The sequence below is a fragment of the Holtiella tumoricola genome (assembly GCF_027857615.1).
In the GTDB taxonomy this organism is placed as follows: domain Bacteria; phylum Bacillota; class Clostridia; order Lachnospirales; family Cellulosilyticaceae; genus Holtiella; species Holtiella tumoricola.
Genome location: NZ_JAQIFT010000010.1, coordinates 134,270 through 156,429 on the forward strand (window position 1 = coordinate 134,270; position 22,160 = coordinate 156,429).

The following is a 22,160-nucleotide window of genomic DNA, read 5'->3' on the forward strand; positions in this document are numbered from 1 at the left end:
TTACTAATTAAATAGCCTTTTCATTTATAATATTATTTTTTTGCTCTAAACTTTATAATTTCTTCTAATGTTGCATACGATCCAATAGCACCTTTTCCTAATGTACTGTATCCTGCATAATCATTTGCAAAACTTAAGTAGTCTACTAGTTCTTCTTCATTAAGTGTTCCTAGTGCTCCTTGATCTACTTGATTATTAAGTAACATAAATAAAAATGCACCAATAAAAGAATCACCTGCTCCTGTCGTATCTACTACATTCAATTTATTTCCTGGGACATGTGCTTTCTTGTTTCTTGTATAAATTTCAGCACCATCTCCACCTTTTGTATAAATTATGATTTCTCTATTTCCCTTAAATAAGTCAGGAAGTGCATCTTCTATTTTGTCAAATCCCGTAATAAATTCAAGTTCCTCGTCTGAAACTTTAATAATATGAGCATAGGGTAAAAATTCTAATATTGCTTGTCGGCACGCCTCTTCTGATTCCCATAATGGTAAACGTACATTAGGATCAAAACTTATAATTCCACCATGTGCTAATACACTGTTAATAGCTTTTTTATGAGCTGATTTCATTGGTGATTCCACTAAATCTACTGAACAAAAATGTAAACCATAGCACTCTTCAAACCATTCTTCTTTAATCTCATTTGCTTCTAATAACATATCCGCACTTGGATTACGGTAGAAAGAAAAATCTCTATTACCATCTTCTTTTAAGGATACAAATGCAAGTCCTGTGCCTGCTTTATTTGTTCTTAGAACATACTCACATCCTACACCTGCTTCTTCTAATACCTCTATAATATAGTCTCCAAAGGCATCTTTACCTAATTGAGAAATAAATTTAGCTTCTCCACCTAACTTAGAAATTGCTGCACATACATTAGCTGGTGCTCCCCCTGCTACACGTTCAAAACTTACTACTTCTTTTAGTGCACACCCTTTTTGGTTTGGGATAAAATCAATTAATGCTTCACCTATAGCAAAGATTTTTTTCATATTCTACTCTCCTATTTATCTTCTATTTCTTATACACGAATAACTCTTGTTCCTGCAATTAAATCATGTAATGCTTTTCCATCTTCTCTTCTTGCCATTAAAAACTGAGAAACAAGCAGAAATCCAATACCTATTAATGGTATAGCGTACATGATTTTACTCAGTTCTCTCACTATAAACCTCCACACATTAGGTTGCTTGTAATCTTCTGTGGTAATCTTCATACCCAATAAATATTTACCTAACTGATACCCTCTACAAAATATAGGTGTAAGAATACTATAAAGTACAAATATCAAACTCATCATAAAAAGCGCCTTATTTGTTTGTACACCTAGTTGTATAAGTACTCCAAGTCCTAATGCATAGATTGCTATATTATCGAAAAGTACTGCTCCTATTCTACTAATTAATTTAGTTTTCAATAGTTATCGCCTTCATTTCCCATAAATTTAATTTTCCATTTAGCTCTATTCCTTCAACTTCAATTTGATTTTCTTCTGTACTTGGATAGTAACGTGATGTAAAGACTTCTTCTCCGTCATTTAAAAAAATTTCAAGTGATGATGTATCTCCAAATATACGGATATTTTTCACTACTTCTATTTGGACACTTCTCTTGTCACGTCCATAACCACATTCATCAAATATTAAAGAAATTACTTTTTCTTCCGCTTTATATTCAAGAACTGCACCTTTTCTTATAATAATCTTTAAATCCTTTTTAAGCGTTTCTAACATAAGTTCTAATTCAAATGTATGAGCTGGTAGCTGAATCTTTGTATTATTTTCCTTTAATTCTAGGCCAACTACTTTACTTCTTAGATTCTTTAACTCTTCTATAGGTTGTTGAATCAGTTTGCCCTCTTTCATATGAAGTTCACGAGGAATTGTAAGGGCATGTTGCCAACCATGTTCTGTCGTTGGATTGCTATATAGATCATCAATATCAGGTAACCCCATCCACCCAATCAAAATACGTCTTCCTTGCTCATCTATAAATGTCTGTGGTGCATAGAAGTCAAATCCTCTATCCATCTCCTCAAAGCCACTTAAGGCATATTCACTTGTTGTAATATCACCTTCTACAACATAGTAACCACTTTGATAAATATTATTATACTTTATTCCATCAGCTTCAATCCCTTGTGGAGATAATAATAAAACTTTTTGTCCATCTAGTTCAAAGAAATCTGGACACTCCCACATATATCCAAACACATCTTCACTTTGAATTTTATTAATAACTTTCCAGACTATTTTATCTTCTGATGCAAAGAGTAAGATTTGTCCTCTATCCTTTTTATCTCTTGCCCCTTGAACCATATAGTACATATTATCTTCTTTCCATACTTTAGGATCGCGTACATGACAAGTCATCTCGCTTCCATAGTCTTCATTTGTCATAAGAAGCTCTTTATGTGTAAAAGTTTTACCATCTTCGCTGACAACCATGACTGTATTATGCTCTCTACCTGTCGTGACATAATCATGCTTACCTACTTGTTTCACATTTCCAGTATAGTATAAATACATTTTATTCTCGTCAATTAATGCTGAACCTGAGTAAACACCATGACAATCAAATGGTTGATCTGCATATAAGGCTGTATTTTCATTTTTCCAGTGTATCATATCTATACTTGTATAGTGCCCCCAGAATTTTAATCCACCCTTTTCATCAAAAGGCGAGTATTGAAAGAATACATGATATTTTCCTTTAAACTGGCAAAGTCCATTGGGATCATTTAGCCAACCTACCTTTGGCATAATGTGAAATTTGAGTGCATAAGAGTCTTTCAAAATTCTCCCTGCTTCTTTTTCTTCTATTATTTGTGTCAATTTTTTTAAGTCTCTATTTAAAGCATTCATGATTATTCTCCTGTTCAACTACAAGAAGCTGTCACAAAATACTCCTTCTCTATATGAAATAAAAGTACATTATGACAGCCCTATATATTTAATATCTTATTTTGTTTCTTCATCCCATCCTAGTACTAAAGTCATTACAAATGCCACACTTAATGAAATAGCAAAGAGGATTAAGTATTGAATTGGTGCATGTAAGTGAAGAAGGATTCCAAAAATTCCTGTTACACCAGTACCTGTAGCACCAAGTCCTACAATAGATGCATAAAGTGCACCAAATGCTGCCCCAATAGAAGCACCAATAAATGGTTTCATATATCTTAAATTAACACCAAAGATTGCTGGTTCTGTAATCCCAAGCATTGCACTAAGTGCAGCTGGGAAAGCTAATGCTTTTAATTTTGTATTTTTTGTTTTAACTGCTACTGCAAGTGCTGCTCCACCTTGAGCAATGTTTGCTGCTGAAGCAATTGGTAACCAATAAGTATATCCATATTGTGAAATCTGTCCTAAGTCAATAATTGAGTACATATGATGAATACCTGTTACAACTGTTGATGCATAGATACCACCCATTAAAAATCCACCAACACCAAATGGTAATGCAATAAGTTGTTGTACACCTGTTAATACTGCATTTTCAATAAATACAAATACTGGTCCAACCATTGTTAATGTTAAGTATCCTGTAACAAAAACAGTCACAAGTGGTGTAACAAATAAGTCTAGCATTTCTGGTACAATTTTATGAAGTTTTGTTTCGATCTTACTCATAATCCATACTGCTATAACAATAGGAATAACGTGTCCTTGATAACCTACCATTGGGATTTCATATAAGCCACCCCATACACTTTGCATTACTTGATAACCTTCTGTGGATACGGTCCATGCATTTTGTAGGTCTGGATGGATCATAATCATAGCAATGATCGCTCCAAGATATTGATTTCCACCGAATACTTTTGCTGCACTAAATCCTATTAAGATTGGTAAGAAAATATAAGCTACGTTACTAAATAATTTTAAAAATACAAACACTGAACTTTGAGTATTAAAATCAATGAATCCATTATTTACAGCAAACATTACAGCTTCTGTAAGCCCCATCATTAACCCACCTGCAACGATCGCTGGGATAATTGGTACAAATATGTCTCCTAATGTTTTAATTAATTGTTTAAACTTATTTGTATTAGCTGTTGCCATGTTTTTCACTTCTTCTTTTGAAACTTCTTTGCCTCCTGTTAAAGACATCAGTTCTGCATAAACCTTATTAACTGTACCTGTTCCAATGATGATTTGAAGTTGACCTGATGCAAAGAATACACCTTTAACACCATCAATATCCTCGATAGCTTGCTTATCTACTTTTTCGTTAGAAGCAATAATTAAACGAAGTCTTGTTGCACAGTGTGCAGCTGATACTAGGTTCTCTTGACCGCCTAGGCCTTTTAAAATGAGTTCTGCTACTTTTCTGTAATCCATTTTAAACCTCCCTGTTAATGTGTTATCGATTTCATAGTCTGTAAAAAAAAACTACTTTTATCGTTTAATTTTTCTATTGTTTTCTTATGTATAATGTGTAATCGTTTTCACATTTTATATTTTTATTATACGATTCTCTATCTCTATTTGTAAATAGATGTATTTATACAAAAACAATTTCTTACATTGTATAAATTGCACAATTTCTATCTTTGATATACACTTATACATCTTTGATTTCACTAAATTTTTTATTAAATAAAAAAAGAGAGACTATTAAAACAGTCTCTCTTTATTTAAAGCTCTCTCGGAGTTTTAGTTCATACCCAAGCTTAACTTCCTTAATCATCTTAGTCTCTGATTGCATAGCATCTAATAACATCTTTGCAGCTTCCTTACCACTCGTTTTATAGTAGTAATGCATAGAAGCTAACTTAGGTGAAATAGCTTTTGCTAAAACCGAATCTCCTATACCTGCAAACTTGATTCTCTCTATTTGTTCAGGTTGTTTTTCTTTCATCCATTCTAGTGCACCTACTGCAATTTTATCTGTTGCACAAAATACACCATCTATACGTTTATCTAGCTGCATTAACTCATTTATAGCTTGATAACCTGATTCCTCTGAAAAATCACCTATTTTAATTAACTCTTGTTGTACCTCCATTCCACTATCTTGTAATGCTTGCATAAAACCTCTTTTTCTCTCATATCCAACTGCTATATCTTTTTCAGTTACACCTATATATCCTATACGTTTACAACCTTTTTGGATAAATTCTTTCGTAAGGGTATAAGCAGCACCAAAGTCATCATGATATACACAAGAATATCCTTCCACCTGTTGCCCAACAACAATAATAGGCACCTTAATCTTCTCCATAACTTCTAAATGTGCTGGAGTTAAGATTGTGGCTACAAAGATAATACCATCTACTTGGTTATTCTTAAAAATATTTAAGTATTCGATTTCCTTTTGGATGTTAAGATCTGTATTCCCAAGTAAAATATGATAGCCTGCTTCTGTAAGTTCTTTGCCAGCCCCTTCTATAATTCTACTTACTGCTTCTGAGCTAATCTTAGGTAATATCACTCCTATTAAATTAGTCTTTTTAGTTCTCAATGTCTGCGCATGAGCTGAAGGAATATATCCTGTTTCATCAATTATCTTTTGTATTTTTTCCCTATTTTCTTGACTTACGTATCCATTGTTTAAAAATCTTGATACAGTTGCATTGGATACACCTGCTAAGGTAGCAATTTTACTTATGTTCATATCGTCACCTAATCTATATTTAAAATAATATACGTTTGTGCTTTAAGACTAACATACTCCTCTATCTTTGACAACGTAAAAGATTAATGACTACTGGGCTATAGCTTTTTCAATTGCTTCTTTGATATCTATAATAATATCTTCAATATTCTCGAGTCCTACTGAAAATCTCACCATGTCATCTGTTACACCACACGCTTTTTGTTCTTCTTTTGTAAGTTGTTGATGTGTTGAGCTTGCAGGATGAATAGCTAAAGACTTTGCATCTGCAACATTTGCAAGCTGAGATACTATTTCTAAGTTATCAATAAACTTTCTTACAATTTTTTCGCCGCCTTTTATTCCAAAAGTAAAAATTGATCCTGCTCCCTTTGGAAAATACTTTTTGCAAAGTCCTTCATATTTACTCTCCGCTCTACTTGGATAATTCACCCAAGCAACTTGAGGATGACTTTCTAAAAATGTGATAAGTTTATGTGTATTTTCTATATGTCTTTCTACACGTAAAGATAATGTTTCTAATCCTTGTAGAAGTAAAAAGGCATTAAATGGACTAATACATGCACCTGTATCTCTTAAAAACTGTACCCTTGCTTTTGATATATAAGCACTTTCTCCTAGATCTTGTGCATAACGTATACCATGATAGCCTTCATCTGGTTCTGTCATATTACTAAACTTTCCACTAGCTAACCAATCAAATTTTCCACTATCAATAATGATTCCTCCAATAGATGTACCATGCCCACCAATAAACTTTGTAGCCGAATGTACTACAATATCCGCACCGTGTTCTATAGGTCTTAATAAATAAGGTGTCGCAAAAGTACTATCTACAATAAGTGGAATATGATGATCATGTGCAATTTTTGCAACTTCCTCTATATCAATAATGTTAATACCTGGATTCCCTATTGACTCTATGTAAATCACTTTTGTATTCTCATTTAATGCCTTCTTAAAGTTATCTATATCATCTGGATCTACAAAAGTTGTATGAATACCATACTGAGGTAATGTATGAGCAAATAAATTATAAGTGCCTCCATACAAAGTTGAAGCTGCTACAATTTCATCTCCTACTCTTAAAATGGTTAAAATTGCTGCTGTAATCGCTGCGGCTCCTGAAGCTAATGCTAGTGCCCCTATACCTCCTTCAAGTGCTGCCATTCTTTTTTCAAACACATCAGTAGTTGGGTTCATTAATCTGGTATAAATATTTCCTGACTCTTTAAGCCCAAATAAGTTCTCCGCATGCTCTGTATTATCAAATACATAAGACGTAGTTTGATAAATAGGTACTGCTCTAGATTTTGTTACTGGATCAGGTGTTTGCCCTGCATGTAATTGTAATGTTTCAAAATGTAATGCTCTTTCCATAAATTCATCCCCTCTTTACTCATAAATTTAGATATAAAACATAAGTCCTTCACACTCTTTTTGCTGATAGTAATCCTGTAGTAAATCCTGTAAGGTCATATCTGTTAATGCTTCTTGAAGTTCTTCATCAATAGGTTGCCAAACCAGCTTCTTAATGCAACATCTCATTAAGTCATCTCCGTCATCTATCTCTGGCTCTTCAATACACAAATTACCTTCTAGTACTTCTAGTATCTCTATGACCTTCATCACCTCGGGTGCTTTACCTAATTGGTATCCTCCAGATGGTCCCTTGGTCCCTTTTACTAATTTAGCTTTTTTTAAAAGTGCAAAGGCTTGCTCTAAGTAGTTAATAGATACACCTTGCCTACTGGCTATATTCCCCAAGGATATAGGCTTTTGGTCTGAGTGGATAGCTAAATCAACCATGGCACGTAGTCCATATCTTCCTTTAGTCGATATTTTCATCTACAAGTCCTCCTAAAGATAATATTCTACCTCTCCATACCTTTCTTGTAACATCTTTAAGTACGCATCTCGTAGCTGGGATACTGTAACTTGCTGTGTATGCCTGGTAACTGATTGGTTCATCTTTTGCCATAACTTTTTAGTCGTACAAATGTCGCCAAGTTTACAGTTACATGTACTCCCTTCTCCTACACAAGGAACTAATGCCATCTTTTCGTCTACCCCCATTAAAATTTCCCTTACTGTAATCTCCTCTAATGGTTGCTTGATGAGATATCCCCCTTTAGTTCCTCTTACCGAAGTTATTAAATCTGCTTTTCTTAGCTTAAAGAAAATTTGTTCCAAGTAGTTTTCTGTAGTTCCTATTTTTGATGCAATCACTTTAGATTGAATAGGATTGCCATTTGATAGATGTGCTAAATATACCATTACTTCGATTGCATATTGTGCCTTTAATGAAATTTTCATAAGGGTTCCTCTATGTCTCTATGCTGTTTTTATTTCCTACTTTTATGATAAAGATTCTATTCCTACGCTCATTAATTGTCAATAAATTTTATAAAATTTTTAAATGTTTTTTCTTATGTTAATATTTTATTTAACTTCCTATATTACTCTGGCAAACCAAGAAATCTACGTACCTATCTTGTAAATACAAAATGATCCTCAGATGACGCTTCTACATTCAGTTCATATCCATCTTCTTTGAAGTTTTTGATAGCTTCTATGGTGTCTATTCTGTTTTCTCCTATATAACGTACCATTAAGCCTCTTGCCTTTTTAGCATACATACCTACTACTTTATAGGTATCTCCTTTCTTCTCTTTAAAGCTTACTTTTATAACCGGAAATTGCTTTTGTATCATTTTTAATTGAAGTGCCTTACTGTATTCATCAGATGCTAAATTCAAAAGTACTTGATCGCCTGTTGTTCGTTCCAGCGCCTTCGTCATATGCGCTGTAAGCCTGTCCTTCCAAAATGCATACAAGTCTTTTCCTACTGAATTAGTAAACTTAGTTCCCATTTCTAACCTATAAGGCTTAATACATTCAAGAGGTTGGATTACGCCATATAAGCCTGATAAAATACAAACATGTTCATGAAGATATGCTAACGTTGGCTGATCTAATGTGGATGCTTCTAATCCCTTATAAGCTTCTCCATAAAAATATAAAAGTGCCTCATACGCATTTACCTCTTCTATATCTGTAAAATTCTTGTAGCGTTCACTGTTTATCTTGGCTAGTTCATCGGACATCTTCATAAGTTTTGCCAGTTCTGGTTCTGTATATCTTTTTAACAGTTCAATAAGTTCCACACTCTCTTCATGAAATTTCAAAGGGTTGTATGTCTTATATTCTTGTTTTTCTAACGTTCTAAAAATTTTTGCTGGTGATATAATTGTAATCATTTCATTCTCCTGTTCTTCTCACTCACTTTATTAAGGGCATTAAGCAATTGATTTAATCTATTTAATTTATTAAACAATTTATTATTTTACTTATTCTATTATATAAAATTCATTTACCACTTTACAAACAAAAGAATTTATATAATAATTATTATTAAATAAATTCTTTGCTCGGAGGTTTTAATATGGAAAATATCGAATTAGTAGAAGGTATGCAAGCACCAAACTTTTCTTTACCAGGCTCAGATGGACAAACTCATCAGTTAAGTGATTATATCGGTAAAAAAGTAATTCTTTACTTTTATCCAAAAGATAATACCCCTGGCTGCTCAAAAGAAGCCGAAGCTTTCCGTGACCAATATGAACATTTCTCAAGCGAAAATACAGTTATTCTAGGTGTTAGTCGTGATACACTTACTGCTCATGCGAAATTTATCGATAAATATAGCTTACCGTTTGTGCTTCTTTCTGACAAAGAAGAAGTGGTATGTAAACTCTATGATGTATTAAAAGAAAAAACAATGTGCGGCCGTACAGGCATCGGTATTGAAAGAAGTACTTTCATCATTGATGAAACTGGAAAACTTGTAAAAATCTATCGTAAAATAAAAGTGGCGGGACACGTTGATAACGTTAAATGTGCACTTTCAAGACCTCTATAATAAATTTTAAAAAGGAGCTAGTGCATAAAACATGCATCAGCTCCTTCTATCATTTAATAACTTAATTACTTGCTTATTTAGACGACCTATCTATAATGTCTTGAATATCATTTTTAATATTATCAGAACGTCCTCCAAATATAGCTTGTATGTTATCTCCTACTTCCATAACACCACTTGCACCTAGTTCTTTGATACGACCTTTATCAACGTTTTTCACATCTTTAACAGAGACACGTAACCTGGTAATACAAGCATCTAAGTTTGTAATATTTTCTTTACCACCTAACGCTACAAGGATAGCTTCTGGTAGACTTCCTTCTTCTCCAAGTGCTTCTGGCGAGCTGTGTACATCCTCATCATCTTCTCTACCTGGAGTTTTTAAATCCATTTTTTTAATTAAGAAGCTGAAAATAAAGTAGTAAATAGGGAATAAAATAACCCCAACAATAACAATGTAGAACCAGTTAGTTGGTACACCTGCGCCTGCTGGTAATAAACCAAATAAACTAAAGTCAATTAAACCACCGGAGAATGTCATCCCTACGAATACATTTAAGATATCCATAAGCATGTAACATAAACCTGCGATCACGCAGTGCACACCATAAAGTACTGGTGCAACAAACAAGAAAGCAAACTCCATTGGTTCAGTGATACCTGTTAAAGCAGCTGTAAGAGCGGCTGAAGCAAGTAATCCACCTACTTGTTGCCTTCTTTCTGGCTTTGCAGTTTTATACATAGCAAGGGCTGCTCCACCTAAACCAAAGATCATAAATGGGAATTTTCCTGCCATAAAACGAGTGGTTGTACTTACCACTTCATTCATAACACTTTGTGGAGCACCAACAAGTGCTCCCATGTTAGATAATTGTGCAAAGTAAGCTGTATTAGCACCATCTATAAGCATAGTACCGCCACCATCAAGCAATACATTAGATCTTACAAATCCAGTAAACCAGAATGGTGTGTAGAATACATGGTGTAGTCCTACAGGTATAAGTGCACGCTCTATTGTACCGTATAAGAATGTACCAATTGGGCCTGAGTTATTTACCCATCCTGCTACTACTGCAATACCATTTTGGATAAATGGCCAGATAAATGCTAAAATAACACCAATGATTAACATGGTAACAGATGTTACTATAGGTACAAATCTTGAACCTCCAAAGAATCCTAATACTTGTGGTAATTGAATCTTATGATACTTATTGTGTAAAATAGCTGCTGTTACACCAGCAACAATCCCACCAAATACAGAGATATTTAATGTAAAAATACCTAATGTTGTTGTAACATAAGTACTATATGCATCTGACACATTACCTGGTGTGAGAACACCTAATGATGTTACACCTAAAGATAGCATTGTTGAAATAGATTGATGCATAATAATGAATCCAATAGCTGCAGCAAGCGCTGCTGTACCTTTATCTGATTTCGCAAGACCTACTGCTATACCAATTGCGAACAATAAAGGTAAGTTGGCAAATACAATATCACCAACATTTTTCATAATTGTTAAAATGGCTGTAACCCATCCAATACTAATAAATTGAATAAGTCCTATATAAATGGCAGGTGGGTTTTCGAGGGTTGTTAGATTTAAAAGTGCTCCACCTACTCCTAATAAGATCCCAGCCGCTGGTAGGAGTGCTATTGGTAACATAAATGCCTTACCAACACGTTGTAATACTCCAAAGACTTTACTCATCATTTGTTTTTCCTCCTATAATTCAGAATGGACATTATTTTATTATAGGATTTCACCATAACCCAATTTTTATGTCTAACTTCAAATAATTTATGATATTATAAACTGTAATCTTTATAACACTAGTCTTTTAATCCTATTGTTATACTTACATTTTATCGACTTAATATTTACATTCTATTTACTACAAGGAGCTTCACATGACTAAATTAAACAAAAAACTTTCTTCACTTTGCAAAACAAAAGTACTTCTTTTAAGTTCTTTAATCTTTTTATCCGGTTGTGCACCAGTTGCTACAACTGAAATACCTAAAGGAGACTCAGCTACCTCTGAATCCACTACACAAAATTCTACTACTTCTGAAGTCGGTGAACTTGAAGTCAGCCTACCAGATACCACTTTACCTGATTCAGCTGTATCTGAATCAAATAGCTCTACTTCAACTAGTCAAGTAGAGGTTCATTTCATCAATACAGGAAATAGTGATAGCATTTTGATTAAAGACGGGGTAAAAGCTATGCTTATTGATGGTGGAGATACTGATGATGACCAAAAAGTTATGGAGTATTTAAAGGCTCAAAATATCCAATCACTTGAATATATTATTGCTTCACACCCACATGCTGATCATATTGGCGGGCTAGACACTGTTATTAAAACATTTCCTACTCAATATCTATTTGTAGCAAATGGTGATGCTGATACTAAAGTTTATAGAGACTTTATTAATGCTGCTATGGATAAAAACCTTCAGCCTAGTGTTCCTTTAGAAGGCAAACAATTTAAATTAGAAAATAGCTATTTTGAAGTCTTTAATACAAATGGTGGTTCAACAACTAATGAACAATCTTTAGTTATTCGTCTTACTCATGGTGAGGATACCTTCCTCTTTACAGGAGATGCTGAAAAAGAAACTGAAGCTGAAATTTTAAATCAAATGACAGGAGTAGATTTACTTAAAGTTGGTCATCATGGTTCTCATAGTAGTACAACTGATGGTTTCCTAGAGCAATTAAGTCCTACATATGCCGTTATTTTAGCCGCTAATCCAAATAAATATGGACATCCTCATATAGAAACAGTTCAAAAACTTGAAAAAGCACAAATTGAAGTACATCGTTCAGATGAATGTGGTGATATTATCTTTACTTCAACAGGAAATGGGCTTACTACTGAGTGCCCTGTTGGTAGCTATAACCGTGGTTCAAAAGCGGATACTGCTAGCAGTACTAATAGCAACAATACTACTAGCAGTAACACTAACAGTACTAATAATATCAATACTACTACCAACACACAAAGCACAACTAATGCTACAGGTTCTACAGAAAAAACTATTTACTGGACACCAAATGGTAAAAGCTATCATACCACTAAAGACTGTTCAGCACTTTCTAAAAGTAAAACAATCTTAAGTGGTACCCAAGCTGAAAGTGGCAAATTTGATCCTTGTGATCGTTGCCACTAGTATCCAAGTTTTCTAACTGTTCTATATCAAAAAAGGAGAGTTACGAAATTCATATACGAATTTCGTACTCTCCTTTTTTCTATTAATCTCTCCAGAATAATATATTTTCAACTTCCTCTGCATCTAAGTGAACAAGCCAGCCAATATCCCTAGTACTTATACCTATTTTATGCAAGTGAAATATCAACTTAATCATTTCTGAATCTTGCATAGTATCCCCCCAATTTTTTCTTATAGTAATAGTATATGCGAACGCTTATATTAAAGAGCAATAACATACCTACTGTTATAAAAAAAGTCATACTCCCTCCTATCAAAGGATATGATTAAGAAGGGGGGATTTCTGTGAGCTATTTACTTTCCATTAGTTTTATTATTATTGTTATCTACTTACTATTTAAAAATCCCAAATATACTCTCCCTATTGATAAAATTATATTTAAGATTATTCTTTATGAAGTAATTGCTGCCATTCTTGTTTCTCTAAGCAGTTTCTTTTTAGAAGAACCTTTAAGTAATTTATTTACATCCTCTAGTGCTACCTATATACTTGTAGAAAACTTCATTACTGTTGCACCATTAGAAGAACTTGCAAAATTCATCGCTGTCTATATTGCTACTAAAGGTTTTAAATCACTTAGGCGTAAAGAAGATATACTTTTTTATCTTCTTTTCTCTGCTTGCATCTTTTCAGCTTTGGAAAATTTACTCTACATCTTTATTTATGATGGTGATTTACTTTTAGCTTTATTGCGTAATTTTGTCTCTACACCTTGTCATCTTTTTTATAGTATTGTATTTGGCTTCTTCTACACATTATATCTACAACATCATACATATAAAATAGGCTACTTCTTACAAGGTTTATTCTTCGCTTCATTCTTTCATGGTTTTATGAATTTCTGCTTATGCTACTATACTTATACCCAAAGTTTACTTGGCCTTATTTTTGCTTGTGTGGTTTTAGGCTCCTTTTACTTAATAGGCGCTGAACTTATTAAGAGACATCTTGAAAAATCCTTATATGCTGTTCAAATTGCCGAGTGCGAGGAGGTTGAATCTCTTTGAACTGTCTCCATTGTAGTAAACACTTAGAACCTATGACCCGTTTTTGTCCTTATTGTGGCAATCCCACTAGTGATTTTGGGTCCAGTTGGATCATTTATATTCTTTTTTTAGTAACGCTCATTTTTCTTCTTGTTTTAGTCTTTGGTTAAACAAAAAATGGGTTTGTTACACCCGCGCGCCGAGTGTTACAAACCCTATATTTTCATTATTCGACTTAGAAGAATGCTTCTTGAAGTTGTCTCTCAACGCTTTCTTCATCTTTATTTTCAATAACAACAACTTCTTTATTAGCTGGTTTGCTATTATCTTTTGTTTTTACATATTCATCCCAATTTTCAAGTTTCCAAGTATCTCTGTCAGAAGCTCTTTCGATCATACGTTGATGAATTGTTTCTAAATCACAGTATACCCAAACCATAACAAGTTCAGTATCAATTTCAGCAAGTTTAGCTCTAAGCTCAGCTACGTATGCTTCATTGTTAAACTCTTTTGTAAATGGTGCATTTACAATAACATTATCGTTGAATTCTAATGCTTCAAATGCTACGTCAAGAATAGCTACGTATTCAGGGTCTCTTAAGAATTTATTAAAGAACTCTGAATCTCTATTATATGGCTCATTAGCTGCTTTGTAAGCTGCCATTGAGAGTGGAATAATCGTATCTTTGTCAAGATAAACTGGATTATTTAATTTTGCTGCTAATTTTTTTGATACAAAAGTTTTTCCACTTGCTGGTGGAGAACCTACTAGAAATAATCTTTTTTTCATTGTATTTCTCACTTTCTTAACTGAATTTTTTGACACCATCTGCGGTGTTCTACTATTAGAATATGTAATTTATAACTGTTACATCAGTATTCTTCATATTACTACATTTTACTTGATTTTACAACATTTCTTAAGTATATTTTAAGTAAAAAAATATTTTTTTGCAATAAAATAAGTACAGATCCTTTATAACCTGTACTTATAATGATTTATTCACATGTCTCTACCCTTACCATAAAATGTCCTGTTGCATTATGCGGATTGGCAATATACAGATTTCTAAGTGCTTCATAATCTGTAATCATTCCATCTGTAATATTTTCATATTTTAGTACATTAATACCAGAAGGTCCTTTTTGCTTTACATCAAAACTTATGTTGTTGTCTCCTACTTGTGAAATAACGTGCCATACCAAATGCTTATCATGTGGTAAATGATTTACACAAAAATTTCTACTTGAACGTTGTTCTTCTCCTTCTTCACCAACAGGTACACATGCAATAGTTGTAGCTACTCCCATAACAACACTCCCTCCAGATTATGTTTTTATTAAATATATCTAATTAATACTTATATTATAAACCATTTTCATGAAATAGTAACCATATTTTTAATATTGTATTTCTAATTTTATAAAATAATTCATTATATTTTTAATCTTTTTATAACCTATTTTATTATTTTACTTTTACTTTGCTTAACTAAAAACTCAAATACAAAATAATTAATCTATTTTATTTAATTTATTCTTGCAATTAAATTTCTTATTTTATATAATACTCTTGTCAATTATTTAAATACTTACGATAAAAGTTTTTCTTTAAAAGAATTATTATTTACACACATATTTTATTATAAGTATTCTATTGAGTTTATCTTTAAAATAACTCACTAATTAGCATATCCTTAAAAGAGTAGATGTCCTATCATCTACTCTTTTTTATTATTCGTCTATTGTGTACAATCTATTCAGTGCTAGTTTATATAAAGAACTGCATATATTTATATGAGTATATGACGGAGGTATTCGCTATGACTGATTTCTACCAAGATCAAAGACTAAATGATCTCTTTCTTAAAAGTGAAACTCATTTTTATAAAAATTATTATTGTAATCTGCACACTGCTACTCTCGTCCCCTTTAAGGAATTATCTGATTGCAATTGTCCTAGCTATTTTAAACTTCAGCTTTCTACTTCTCCAACCTATTATGAACTTTCTACTATAAGTACTTTACTTATTAGCCTTTATTCAATGTGCACTACCTTTTCTTTTATTATAGATGTAACATCAACTCAAATTATTTTTTATATAGGCTTACGTTCTGATTCTAATACTAACTGTTCTGTACAATTATTTCAAAAGTTATTCTATAATAAAAATCATAGGATTGATATTTCATCTTTACATCCTGAAAATATAAATAGTATTGTATCTACAACATTAACTCCTGATTCTACACAACTTACCTCTTCATTTTTCACTGATTTTTTAAATCAAACTAAGGGACAATGCTTTAAATTTTTTCTTTTTGCTACACCTCTATGCAACACTATCTATAATCAATCCGCTAACAATATACAAGAACTATTTACTGCCCTTACACCCTTTAGAAATTATGAATGTAATCATCATCATCATCATACCACTACCTGTACTGATACCCATACGACTAATACTAATCAGAGCCAAAATACAAGCTGTACTGAAGGGAAAACAACAACTTCTGCCCATAACAACTCTAATTCATGCACCCAAGCATTAACCCTAAACTCCAATAAAAGCACTTCTGTTACAGTTAATCAAAATAATAATACCTCTTCAAATAAAGGAAATGCAGATACATTAAACAATAGCCTTTCAAATACTAATGCCAATCAATGTGTTAAATCTGATACTGAGACTCATTCAACTGGCATCACTGATTTGACAATAAATTCAACGAGATATCAGACCGAAAATAGACGTGCACAAATGCTTATTACTCAAGCTACTCAATTATTAGATTACTATCACGCTACTTTCAAACTTCCCCTATACACTTTCAATACTTTTGTTACTGCTTGTGATTTACCTACAGCCTTACTTGCTAATAGCACTTATATCAATTTACTCCCTACTCAGCCACTTTATAATACCTTCATTAATACTTGGTCGCAAAATTGCGAGGACTTTGAAGTTATAAAATGTGCTTTACTTAATTTACAACTTCCAAAATTCTGCTTATCTTTCCCAGAAAAACTTTACTTTGATCTTGGTCTTCCTGTAACCTCTTCCTCTCTTTCTGATCTAATCTATAATATACTTTCATATACACCTGAAGCACCCACTTCTTCCACACAGGATTCATCTAGTAATATATAGAAAAGACGAGTATCATTCTAAGATGATACTCTTCTTTTCTATATATATAGTGCTTTAAGTTTGAGGTATTAAAAATGGTTCTATCACAGGTTCTACTATCTCTTCTTTTACTTCAAATATAAATGCCGGATCTACCGGTACTTGATTTACCCTTAGTTCATAATGCAAAAGTGGTTTAGTTGCATCTCCACTATCTCCTGAAAATCCAATCAAGTCTCCTGCTTCTACCTTATCCCCTGCCTTTACTGCGTATAAACTCATATGCATATAGCGCGATTCAATACCATCTCCATGATCAATAAATACCATATGTCCACCACCATTGTTGACACCTTTAGAGTCTGGTGCTGCCTTTGTGATAGTACCTGCTTCAACTGCATACAGAGGTGTTAACATTGGTATATCAATATCTATACCTTCATGAGTATATCCACCTCTATTTTCACCAAAAGGTGCTAACATCCTTGATATGCCTTCTACTGGTGATTTAAATAAAAGATTTGTTTGTGCAAAACTTATTAATGGTATGCCTAAAAATAGAGTTATCCCTATTAACCATCCATATTTCTTCTTCATTCGTATTTTCTCTCCTTTCTTTTATATTAATTTATATATTTTAACTATATATTATTTATATCGGTTAGTAAATAATTAAAAGGAGGTATTTCTACCTCCTTTGTCTACGGTTTATTTAAGCTTAATAAAATTTTTCTCCTCTTTGGCAAAGCTCAATAACTTCGTCAATACGCCTTTTAGCTTCATCACCTGTCTTTGAGGATTTAATATATTCAATCAAATGTTCCTGTTCACTTTTAGGTAGTGTTGCAAAATAACGCATCGCATCTTCATCTTGGGCAAGTTGCATTGTGAGTCCAAGAGGTAAACCATCATCTTCTAAGTCATACATCTCTTTTGCCTCCTTAAATGATCGCTTATATATTTGTTATTCGCACATTTCATTTTTTTTATGCCAGATTCCTTTAAAATAAAAAATACATGAAATAATTGTAGCAATTACCCATCCAATTGGCCAAGAAAGCCATATACCTGTTGATCCAAATGGTATAGCAAGAATAAAAGCTAAGATAACACGTAAAATTAAATCAGAAAAAGTTGTAACCATAAAAGCCCACATGACACCTGCTCCTCTTAATATACCATCAGCCATAAGCTTAACTGCAATAACTAGATAAAAAGGGGCTACAATTCTAAGAAAAGTTTCACCTACTTTTATAGCTTCTATATTAGTTGCATTCATAAAAATTTGTATCATTTGCTTTGGTAAGCAGAAGAATAAAAATATAAAAGGTATAACAACACAAATCATAAGCTTCAATGCTTCTTTAAATCCTTCTTTTATACGCTGTATTTTTTTTGCTCCTATATTTTGAGCTGTAAAACTAGATAGACTACTTGCCATCGTGGTAAATGATGTAATTGCAAACGTGTTAAGTTTTATAGCTGCAGAATAGCCTGCAATTATATTCGACCCATAGCTATTTACAAGCCCTTGAATAAACAGGTTGCCTACTGATATAAAACTCTGTTGTAAAATACTTGGGATAGCTACTTTAGCAATACGTCCTAGCATCTCTTTTGAAAACTTCGGATAATGTTCTTCTGTATGAATTTGTTTCGTTCTTTTAACAAGAGCTAAAGCCGCAAGTATAGATGCAATACCCTGTGCAATAAAAGTTGCCCAAGCCACACCTGCTACTCCCCATTTAAATCCAACCACAAAGAGTATATCTAGTATTATATTCCCTATAGAAGAAGCAATCAAAAACCATAACGGCGTAGTTGAATCACCTAATGCTGTGAATACTCCTGTACAAATATTATATAAAAAGAGAAAGATTAATCCTCCAATATAAATATTTAAATAAAGTGCACTATCTTGAAAAATATTATCTGGTGTATGTAATAAAGTCATTAAAAGCCCACTACCCCAAAGGCCTAATCCTGTAATGAATATACTTAATGTAATAATAGATATAAGAGAAGTACTTATTGCAGTTTTAAGCTTCTCATACTGTTTTGCCCCAAATAGCTGGGAGATTACAACGCTACAACCAATATTAGAACCCGTGGCTACAGCCATAAAGATCATTGTTATAGGGTAGGATGCCCCAACTGCTGCTAGCGCATCAGCTCCAACAAATTGTCCTACTACTACACTGTCTGCAATGTTATAAAGCTGTTGAAAAATTACACTTATTAACATAGGAATAGCAAATTTAAAAAGTATTTTGCTTGGTTTTCCTTCTGTCATATCTGTTATAGATGCCATTTTCATTCCTTCTTTACTTAATATTTACCTATACATGATATGACTATTGGACGAAATTTTCAATCTATTACTTTCTTTTCATCTAACTATTTTACCTAAATGTTCTAGAAAACGATCATAAAAGATAGGGCTATAAGTTTCTCAACCTATAGCCCTATCTTTTATGGTTATTATAAATTAGTCACAATAAAATTCATCAATATTTCTTAAGTCCATCCCAAAGTATCTCCATCTGCCTCGCATGAATCTCCAACCTGCTACTGAGCGCCTTCCTACATAGGTAATAAAAGCCCAGAATCCCCTACCATTTTCAGGCCATATATAGGTAAATCTATAGAGACATGGGAACACTGCACCTGGGTCAACAGCTTTAACAGATGGTCCCATTCCCTTAGGTCCACCTTGTTGGATTTCACTTGTTTCATTGTATCCTTTTGAGTTAACCTTCTTACCTTTTCCTTTTTCTGGTACAAAGTTTGGAGGAGGACTAGGTGGAATACCATTTGCCCTATCCATATCTTCACTTCTATACATTTGCTCTACTCCTTTTATCTGATGTTCTCTATACCAGTATATGGGAACATTATGCAATAAGTTCCAGTCTACGTGCCGCTTAATAGTTATCTCTTTTTAGTCTTACATATAAGTTGTGTCATTGTTCCCATTGGGCAATATACACACCAAGATTTAGGTTTATAGAGTATCATTGTAATAATACTTATAATAAGTGAAGTGAGCATCATACTATAAAATCCAAATGCAAATTGAGCTATCCATGGTGCCACTATACTTACATCAGATATATTCCAAGGTACTTTAATAGTCCATAAAAGTGTAATTATTCCTCTAAGACTTTGTGCTCCTTGAAATACAAGGTACGTATTAAAAATCATACTTACAAACATTCCTAAGAAAAATATTAAAAATCCATATCTAAAGTACTTATGCTTCATCCATTTTGGCATAGATTGATACCTAGATAATTTCAGCTTATTTCCTAATAAATCTAAAAGTTGCCCACGTCCACAATAATGATGACAATATGATTTATTACCTGTAAATATAGAAAGCATTAGTGGGGTCAAAAAGCAAATCATACCTAGCCAACCAAATAAAACATTAAAAAATCCTAAAATAAAATACAAGCTAGTTAAAATCCATAAGTATTCCCACCATTTTTTCTTCTTTTTATTATTTGTCATTTAGTCTACCTCTTTCATATCAATTGTAGAAGCCGGGCATACTTTACTACATTTAGTACATCCCACACATTTATCTAAATTAATAATTGCCGTTACTCCTTCTGGAATAGAAATAGCACCTACTGGACAATTATTCATACATACACCACAAGCTGCACAATAGTTGAAGTCTACTACTGCTTTTTTTCTTTTTCTCGTATCGCTCATACCTGCCTCCCAAAATTAAACTCATAATGTATCTTTATCTTACAGATAATTATGGGGTCATTCTGTAACTGTGTCACATATCTGTTATGTATTCCATTATACATCCTGTTATTTTCTCCCTATTGCCCCATCTTTTAACATATGCTATACTTTTACCGCATAATCTGTTATGCACTATACGAACTATAAGCGGAGGCTAGAATGAAAAAATTTCTATTAGTGGCTACTGTAGCCCTATCTACACTATCTTTTGTAGGGTGTGCGGCACCTACATCTGAAACATCTGTTGCAACTACACCAACCTACAAAAATGGTACATACCGTGGAGGATACTTAGACGGAACTGTTGAAGTAGAATTTGCTTTAACTGATAATGTTATTGAATCAGTAAAATACAGAAAACTTAAATATAAAGATACAGACTTCTTAGCAAAAGATGCAAGTGAAACAACTGTATTATTAGCAGGTCAATATCAATCTCTTATTGATCACTTAGTAGGTAAAAATATTTCTGCCATTGATGATTTATACCACCCAGGCGAAATTGCTGAAACAATTGATGGTTTATCAAGTGCTTCTATCAAAGAAGGTGAAGTAATCGATACACTTTCAGGAGCTACACTTAGAAGTGGTAAAATCATTTCTGCACTTAATGATGGTTTAAATAGAGGCGCATATAAATTAGCTGAATAATAAATTTAGGGAGTTGACTAATCACCTCCCTTCTTTTAATTCTCTGTTCCTATTCTGTTATTTCTAATATTTTCAATTGACAATTACATTAAAATTTGATATTTTAACTACTGTTGACTTAATTAAACGGACATTTAAAATAACTTGTTAGGAGAACTAATATGAACGAGACTAAAGTAAAAGTAATCACTGCTGATCCTTCGGCATTAGGTCTTTTCGGGCTTGCTATTGTTACATTAGTAGCATCTTCACAAAAGTTAGGACTTACATCTGGTGTATCACTTGTTTTACCATGGGCAATCTTCCTTGGTGCATCTGCTCAGCTTATGGCATGTATCCATGACTTCAAACACAATAACACTTTTGGTGCAACAGCTTTTGGTGCATATGCATTCTTCTGGTATGCAATGGGCTTTACATGGTTAATTCAAAACGGAGTATTTGGTGAAACATTAGCAGCTAGCGTAGATGGTAAACAATTAGGTTTCGCCTTCTTAGGCTACTTAATCTTCACTATCTTTATGACAATTGGTGCTATGGAAACTCACAAAGTATTATTTACAATCTTTGTACTTATTGATTTCTTATTCATCGGTTTAGCATTCTCTTCATTTGGTATTATAGAACATGGAATGCATCAATTAGCAGCTTATGCTGAACTTGCTATTGCAATTGTATCATTCTACGGATGTGGCGCTGCTGTACTTAATACACACTTTGGACGTGTATTCTTACCAGTAGGTAAACCATTTGGCATCTTTAAAAAATAATATAAATAATAAAAGGAGTAGGGTTAACCCTACTCCTTTTATTATTTATAT

Annotated in this window: 24 protein-coding genes and 1 pseudogene; 6 read left to right on the forward strand and 19 right to left on the reverse strand. The window is 33.0% G+C overall.

The features are described 5' to 3' along the window. Positions 1-32 precede the first annotated feature (32 nt). From PBV87_RS02075 to yaaA, 9 genes and pseudogenes are all read right to left on the reverse strand, one after another. Entirely contained in the window at positions 33-1,004 is a 972-nt protein-coding gene (locus tag PBV87_RS02075) for a carbohydrate kinase family protein (RefSeq protein WP_271010958.1), read from the reverse strand. Positions 1,005-1,033: 29 nt separating this feature from the next. After that, entirely contained in the window at positions 1,034-1,429 is a 396-nt protein-coding gene (locus tag PBV87_RS02080) for an RDD family protein (RefSeq protein ID WP_053984819.1), read from the reverse strand. Beyond that, the gene (locus PBV87_RS02085) at positions 1,419-2,876 is read right to left on the reverse strand and encodes a glycoside hydrolase family 32 protein (protein WP_053984820.1); all 1,458 of its coding nucleotides are present in this window, start codon (positions 2,874-2,876) and stop codon (positions 1,419-1,421) included. The genes PBV87_RS02080 and PBV87_RS02085 overlap by 11 nt, the downstream gene beginning before the upstream one ends. Before the next feature lie 120 nt (positions 2,877-2,996). Then, positions 2,997-4,361, reverse strand: a pseudogene (locus PBV87_RS02090) (PTS transporter subunit EIIC); the annotation flags it as partial. 292 nt (positions 4,362-4,653) lie between these two features. After that, positions 4,654-5,637 (reverse strand): LacI family DNA-binding transcriptional regulator, encoded by a 984-nt coding sequence (locus PBV87_RS02095; protein WP_271010959.1) that lies wholly within the window; start codon positions 5,635-5,637, stop codon positions 4,654-4,656. Between the two features lie 90 nt (positions 5,638-5,727). Then, entirely contained in the window at positions 5,728-7,017 is a 1,290-nt protein-coding gene (locus tag PBV87_RS02100) for an O-acetylhomoserine aminocarboxypropyltransferase/cysteine synthase family protein (RefSeq protein WP_271010960.1), read from the reverse strand. Between the two features lie 27 nt (positions 7,018-7,044). Further along, positions 7,045-7,485 carry an RrF2 family transcriptional regulator gene (locus PBV87_RS02105; protein ID WP_271010961.1) on the reverse strand — a complete coding sequence of 147 codons (441 nt, stop codon included), beginning with the start codon at positions 7,483-7,485 and terminating at the stop codon, positions 7,045-7,047. Between the two features lie 12 nt (positions 7,486-7,497). Then, positions 7,498-7,953, reverse strand: a complete 456-nt coding sequence (locus tag PBV87_RS02110; RefSeq protein WP_271010962.1) for an RrF2 family transcriptional regulator — start codon at positions 7,951-7,953, stop codon at positions 7,498-7,500. A 173-nt stretch (positions 7,954-8,126) separates the two neighbouring features. Further along, a complete protein-coding gene (gene yaaA / locus PBV87_RS02115) occupies positions 8,127-8,897 on the reverse strand; it encodes a peroxide stress protein YaaA (protein ID WP_271010963.1) in 771 nt (256 codons plus the stop codon). Between the two features lie 185 nt (positions 8,898-9,082). On the opposite strand from yaaA, the gene PBV87_RS02120 reads away from it, so the two are divergent. Continuing rightward, on the forward strand, positions 9,083-9,559 hold the full coding sequence (locus PBV87_RS02120; protein WP_271010964.1) for a peroxiredoxin: 477 nt from the start codon (positions 9,083-9,085) through the stop codon (positions 9,557-9,559). Between the two features lie 73 nt (positions 9,560-9,632). Here the strand turns inward: PBV87_RS02120 and ptsG are convergent, their stop codons facing one another. Then, positions 9,633-11,279, reverse strand: coding sequence for a glucose-specific PTS transporter subunit IIBC (gene ptsG, locus PBV87_RS02125; RefSeq protein ID WP_271010965.1), 1,647 nt, complete (start codon positions 11,277-11,279; stop codon positions 9,633-9,635). A 197-nt stretch (positions 11,280-11,476) separates the two neighbouring features. On the opposite strand from ptsG, the gene PBV87_RS02130 reads away from it, so the two are divergent. Further along, positions 11,477-12,745 carry a ComEC/Rec2 family competence protein gene (locus PBV87_RS02130; RefSeq protein WP_271010966.1) on the forward strand — a complete coding sequence of 423 codons (1,269 nt, stop codon included), beginning with the start codon at positions 11,477-11,479 and terminating at the stop codon, positions 12,743-12,745. A gap of 82 nt (positions 12,746-12,827) precedes the next feature. Here PBV87_RS02130 and PBV87_RS02135 read toward each other — a convergent pair whose 3' ends face one another. Next, positions 12,828-12,956, reverse strand: coding sequence for a hypothetical protein (locus PBV87_RS02135; RefSeq protein WP_271010967.1), 129 nt, complete (start codon positions 12,954-12,956; stop codon positions 12,828-12,830). Positions 12,957-13,090: 134 nt separating this feature from the next. Between PBV87_RS02135 and PBV87_RS02140 the strand changes: the two genes are divergently transcribed. Beyond that, entirely contained in the window at positions 13,091-13,813 is a 723-nt protein-coding gene (locus tag PBV87_RS02140; RefSeq protein ID WP_271010968.1) for a PrsW family glutamic-type intramembrane protease, read from the forward strand. A gap of 214 nt (positions 13,814-14,027) precedes the next feature. Here the strand turns inward: PBV87_RS02140 and PBV87_RS02145 are convergent, their stop codons facing one another. After that, complete coding sequence (locus PBV87_RS02145; RefSeq protein ID WP_053984830.1) at positions 14,028-14,582, reverse strand: P-loop nucleotide/nucleoside kinase family protein; 555 nt, start codon at positions 14,580-14,582, stop codon at positions 14,028-14,030. A 209-nt stretch (positions 14,583-14,791) separates the two neighbouring features. Beyond that, entirely contained in the window at positions 14,792-15,103 is a 312-nt protein-coding gene (locus PBV87_RS02150) for a hypothetical protein (protein ID WP_053984831.1), read from the reverse strand. A gap of 512 nt (positions 15,104-15,615) precedes the next feature. On the opposite strand from PBV87_RS02150, the gene PBV87_RS02155 reads away from it, so the two are divergent. Then, positions 15,616-16,947: a hypothetical protein gene (locus PBV87_RS02155; RefSeq protein WP_271010969.1), complete on the forward strand. Its 1,332-nt coding sequence runs from the start codon at positions 15,616-15,618 to the stop codon at positions 16,945-16,947. 54 nt (positions 16,948-17,001) lie between these two features. Here the strand turns inward: PBV87_RS02155 and PBV87_RS02160 are convergent, their stop codons facing one another. The 6 genes from PBV87_RS02160 to PBV87_RS02185 all read right to left on the reverse strand — a co-directional run bounded on the left by PBV87_RS02160 (position 17,002) and on the right by PBV87_RS02185 (position 20,646). Then, positions 17,002-17,523 (reverse strand): M23 family metallopeptidase, encoded by a 522-nt coding sequence (locus PBV87_RS02160; RefSeq protein WP_271010970.1) that lies wholly within the window; start codon positions 17,521-17,523, stop codon positions 17,002-17,004. A gap of 121 nt (positions 17,524-17,644) precedes the next feature. Beyond that, positions 17,645-17,854: a YdeI/OmpD-associated family protein gene (locus tag PBV87_RS02165; RefSeq protein ID WP_271010971.1), complete on the reverse strand. Its 210-nt coding sequence runs from the start codon at positions 17,852-17,854 to the stop codon at positions 17,645-17,647. Positions 17,855-17,890: 36 nt separating this feature from the next. Next, on the reverse strand, positions 17,891-19,237 hold the full coding sequence (locus tag PBV87_RS02170; protein WP_053984835.1) for an MATE family efflux transporter: 1,347 nt from the start codon (positions 19,235-19,237) through the stop codon (positions 17,891-17,893). Between the two features lie 177 nt (positions 19,238-19,414). Further along, the gene (locus tag PBV87_RS02175; protein WP_271010972.1) at positions 19,415-19,771 is read right to left on the reverse strand and encodes a hypothetical protein; all 357 of its coding nucleotides are present in this window, start codon (positions 19,769-19,771) and stop codon (positions 19,415-19,417) included. An 86-nt stretch (positions 19,772-19,857) separates the two neighbouring features. Then, on the reverse strand, positions 19,858-20,439 hold the full coding sequence (locus PBV87_RS02180) for a 4Fe-4S binding protein (protein WP_271010973.1): 582 nt from the start codon (positions 20,437-20,439) through the stop codon (positions 19,858-19,860). After that, on the reverse strand, positions 20,440-20,646 hold the full coding sequence (locus PBV87_RS02185) for a 4Fe-4S dicluster domain-containing protein (RefSeq protein WP_271010974.1): 207 nt from the start codon (positions 20,644-20,646) through the stop codon (positions 20,440-20,442). 201 nt (positions 20,647-20,847) lie between these two features. On the opposite strand from PBV87_RS02185, the gene PBV87_RS02190 reads away from it, so the two are divergent. Beyond that, on the forward strand, positions 20,848-21,339 hold the full coding sequence (locus PBV87_RS02190) for an FMN-binding protein (RefSeq protein ID WP_053984839.1): 492 nt from the start codon (positions 20,848-20,850) through the stop codon (positions 21,337-21,339). 161 nt (positions 21,340-21,500) lie between these two features. Continuing rightward, the gene (locus PBV87_RS02195) at positions 21,501-22,109 is read left to right on the forward strand and encodes an acetate uptake transporter (protein ID WP_271010975.1); all 609 of its coding nucleotides are present in this window, start codon (positions 21,501-21,503) and stop codon (positions 22,107-22,109) included. Positions 22,110-22,160: the final 51 nt, after the last annotated feature.

What these genes read in the sequence shown, in the direction of transcription:
- PBV87_RS02075 (WP_271010958.1), bottom strand. Translation starts at nt 1,004, where the DNA reads ATGAAAAAAATCTTTGCTATAGGTGAAGCATTAATTGATTTTATCCCA.
- PBV87_RS02085 (WP_053984820.1), bottom strand. Translation starts at nt 2,876, where the DNA reads ATGAATGCTTTAAATAGAGACTTAAAAAAATTGACACAAATAATAGAA.
- PBV87_RS02095 (WP_271010959.1), bottom strand. Translation starts at nt 5,637, where the DNA reads ATGAACATAAGTAAAATTGCTACCTTAGCAGGTGTATCCAATGCAACT.
- PBV87_RS02100 (WP_271010960.1), bottom strand. Translation starts at nt 7,017, where the DNA reads ATGGAAAGAGCATTACATTTTGAAACATTACAATTACATGCAGGGCAA.
- PBV87_RS02105 (WP_271010961.1), bottom strand. Translation starts at nt 7,485, where the DNA reads ATGAAAATATCGACTAAAGGAAGATATGGACTACGTGCCATGGTTGAT.
- PBV87_RS02110 (WP_271010962.1), bottom strand. Translation starts at nt 7,953, where the DNA reads ATGAAAATTTCATTAAAGGCACAATATGCAATCGAAGTAATGGTATAT.
- yaaA (WP_271010963.1), bottom strand. Translation starts at nt 8,897, where the DNA reads ATGATTACAATTATATCACCAGCAAAAATTTTTAGAACGTTAGAAAAA.
- PBV87_RS02120 (WP_271010964.1), top strand. Translation starts at nt 9,083, where the DNA reads ATGGAAAATATCGAATTAGTAGAAGGTATGCAAGCACCAAACTTTTCT.
- ptsG (WP_271010965.1), bottom strand. Translation starts at nt 11,279, where the DNA reads ATGATGAGTAAAGTCTTTGGAGTATTACAACGTGTTGGTAAGGCATTT.
- PBV87_RS02130 (WP_271010966.1), top strand. Translation starts at nt 11,477, where the DNA reads ATGACTAAATTAAACAAAAAACTTTCTTCACTTTGCAAAACAAAAGTA.
- PBV87_RS02135 (WP_271010967.1), bottom strand. Translation starts at nt 12,956, where the DNA reads ATGCAAGATTCAGAAATGATTAAGTTGATATTTCACTTGCATAAAATA.
- PBV87_RS02145 (WP_053984830.1), bottom strand. Translation starts at nt 14,582, where the DNA reads ATGAAAAAAAGATTATTTCTAGTAGGTTCTCCACCAGCAAGTGGAAAA.
- PBV87_RS02150 (WP_053984831.1), bottom strand. Translation starts at nt 15,103, where the DNA reads ATGGGAGTAGCTACAACTATTGCATGTGTACCTGTTGGTGAAGAAGGA.
- PBV87_RS02155 (WP_271010969.1), top strand. Translation starts at nt 15,616, where the DNA reads ATGACTGATTTCTACCAAGATCAAAGACTAAATGATCTCTTTCTTAAA.
- PBV87_RS02160 (WP_271010970.1), bottom strand. Translation starts at nt 17,523, where the DNA reads ATGAAGAAGAAATATGGATGGTTAATAGGGATAACTCTATTTTTAGGC.
- PBV87_RS02165 (WP_271010971.1), bottom strand. Translation starts at nt 17,854, where the DNA reads ATGTATGACTTAGAAGATGATGGTTTACCTCTTGGACTCACAATGCAA.
- PBV87_RS02170 (WP_053984835.1), bottom strand. Translation starts at nt 19,237, where the DNA reads ATGGCATCTATAACAGATATGACAGAAGGAAAACCAAGCAAAATACTT.
- PBV87_RS02175 (WP_271010972.1), bottom strand. Translation starts at nt 19,771, where the DNA reads ATGTATAGAAGTGAAGATATGGATAGGGCAAATGGTATTCCACCTAGT.
- PBV87_RS02180 (WP_271010973.1), bottom strand. Translation starts at nt 20,439, where the DNA reads ATGACAAATAATAAAAAGAAGAAAAAATGGTGGGAATACTTATGGATT.
- PBV87_RS02185 (WP_271010974.1), bottom strand. Translation starts at nt 20,646, where the DNA reads ATGAGCGATACGAGAAAAAGAAAAAAAGCAGTAGTAGACTTCAACTAT.
- PBV87_RS02190 (WP_053984839.1), top strand. Translation starts at nt 20,848, where the DNA reads ATGAAAAAATTTCTATTAGTGGCTACTGTAGCCCTATCTACACTATCT.
- PBV87_RS02195 (WP_271010975.1), top strand. Translation starts at nt 21,501, where the DNA reads ATGAACGAGACTAAAGTAAAAGTAATCACTGCTGATCCTTCGGCATTA.